This is a genomic window from Marilutibacter maris, from assembly GCF_006546735.2.
GTDB lineage: Bacteria > Pseudomonadota > Gammaproteobacteria > Xanthomonadales > Xanthomonadaceae > Marilutibacter > Marilutibacter maris.
In genome coordinates, this window is record NZ_VICD02000250.1 from 1 (window position 1) to 2,461 (window position 2,461).

Below are 2,461 nucleotides of genomic sequence, written 5' to 3' on the forward strand. Positions count from 1 at the left end.
AGGTCGAGCAGGTAGGCATGGGCCGCGTGCAGGTCCGCCGTCGTCGCCGGGTCGAACACCCCGGCCTCTCGGACGGCATCGATCAGTCCCGGCGTATGCCGTGGTTCCAGCAGTGCCGGGTGCTCCAGGCCATGCCGCAGCACCATCGCCTGCAGCAGGAATTCCAGGTCGACCAGGCCGCCCTCGCCCTGCTTGAGGTCGAAGGAGGCCGCATCGCTGCGATCCAGCTCGGCGCGCATCCGTCGCCGCATCGTGACCACATCGTCGGCGAGCCGGTCCGGGTCGCACGCGCGCGACAGGGTCTGCGCGCGCACCCGCTCGAAATCGTCGCCCAGGCCGGCGCCGCCGGCGACCATCCGCGCCCGCACCAGCGCCTGGTGCTCCCAGGTCCAGGCACGCTCGCGCTGGTATTCCGAATAGCTGGCCAGGCTCGACACCAGCAGCCCCTGGGCACCGTCCGGGCGCAGCCGCACGTCGACATCGAACAGGCGCCCGGCGGCGGTGACCGCACCGAGCAGGGCGACAATCTTCTGCGCCAGCCGCGAGAACCAGCGCGAGGCCTCGATCGGGCGGGCGCCGTCCGAGGGCGCATCCGGGTCGGCGTCGTACAGGAACACCAGGTCCAGGTCGGAGCCGAAACCCAGCTCCTCGCCGCCGAGGCTGCCGTAGCCGAGCACCACGAAGCGCGCGCCGTGCACCTCGCCGTGATTGCCGGCGACCTCCTGCCAGGCCAGCGCGAGTACCCGCGCGACCACCCCGTCGGCCAGCCAGGCCAACTGGCGGGCGCTGGCCTCGGCGCCCTGGCGGCCGTCGCGGAACGCCATCGCGATGCGGAAGCTCAGCGCCTGGCGCACTTCGTTCAGCGCCTGCAGCACGGTCTCGGCATCGCCGCCGCCGGGCACGCCGGCGCAGGCGTCGAACAGCTCGGTGCGGCCCGGCAGCGGCCCCGACACCCGCGCGTCGAGCAACTCGTCCAGCAGCAGCGGATGCAACGCCAGGCGCTCGGCCAGCAGCGCGCTTTGCGAGACCACTTCGACCATGCGCGCCAGCGCCGCCGGCTGCTCGTCGAGCAGGGCCAGGTAGGCGCTGCGGCGCAGGATGTTGTGCAGCATCGTCAGCAAGCGGCGCAGCGCGAGCATCGGATGACTGGCCTGGGCAGCGCCCTGCAGCAGCGCCGGCAGGACCCGGTCCAGGCGCGCCCGCGCCCGGTCCGACAATGCCGCCACCGCCGGGCTGCGGGCGAGGTCGCGCAACAGGCCATCGGCCTCTTCGGCGTCGGAGGACGCATCGGTGAAACCGGCCTCGACCAGGGTGTCGGCCGCGCCGGCGTCGGGCAGCGCGCGCCAGTACAGCGCCAGCGCATCCGGCGCCGCCTGGCTGCGGCGCGGCGCCAGCAACGCGGCGAACTCGGCGCCGACCACCTCGCGGCGGCGGTCCAGCGCCTCGCGCAGCGTGTCCCAGCCGTCGAAATCCAGCCCGCCGGCGATGCGATCGCGGGCGAGCGGGTCCTCCGGCAGCGCATGGGTCTGGGCATCGGCCAGCATCTGCAGGCGGTTCTCCAGCCGACGCAGGAACAGGTAGGCCTCCTCCAGCGCCTCGGCGGCGGCGGCCTCCATCTGCCGCGCCTGCACCAGCGCGTGCAGGGTCGGCAGCAGGGCGCGGCCGCGCAACGCCGGCTCGCGGCCACCGCGGATCAGTTGCAGCGCCTGGACCAGGAACTCGATCTCGCGGATGCCGCCGGGCCCGCGCTTGATGTCGTCGGCCAGCTCCTTGCGCGCGACCTCGGCGGCGATCGCCGCCTTCATCGTGCGCAGGCCGTCGAGCGCGCCGAAATCCAGATAGCGGCGGTAGATGAACGGCCGCAGCGCGACCAGGAAGCGCTCGCCGGCCTCGATGTCGCCGGCCACCGGACGCGCCTTCTGCCAGGCATAGCGTTCCCAGTCGCGGCCCTCGTGCTGGAAGTACTGCTCCATCGCCGAGAACGACCAGGCGACCCGGCCGGCGCTGCCGTAGGGCCGCAGGCGCAGGTCGACCCGATGGCAGAAGCCGTCGCCGGTGACCTCGTCGAGCAGGCGTGCCAACTGCTGGCCGAGCCGGGCGTACCAGGTCTCCGCCGCCAGCGGGCGCTCGCCGTCGCTGGCCTGCGGATCGGCGACCCCGTCCAGGTCGTAGCCGTACACGAGGTCGACGTCGGAACTGAAGTTCAGTTCGCCGCCGCCGAGCTTGCCCAGGCCGAACACCACCAGCCGCCGCGGCCGTCCGCTGTCGTCGCGGAACATGCCGTGGCGGCCGGCGAACTCCAGCTCCAGCGCGTCCAGCGCGACCCGCAGGCAGTCCTCGGCCAGGCCGGTGGTGCCGGCGAGGGTCGCGGCGACGTCGTCGAGGCCGAGCACGTCGCGCCACACCAGGCGGGTCGACTCGGCGGCGCGGTGACGGCGCAACAGCGCGCCCCAGTCGCCGC

General features: G+C 73.8%; 1 protein-coding gene. It reads right to left on the reverse strand.

Annotated features, from left to right (window positions below; genetic code table 11):
• Nucleotides 1-2,461: bifunctional [glutamate--ammonia ligase]-adenylyl-L-tyrosine phosphorylase/[glutamate--ammonia-ligase] adenylyltransferase (gene glnE / locus FKV24_RS14505; RefSeq protein WP_141482894.1), on the reverse strand; the 2,461-nt coding region annotated here is incomplete at both ends.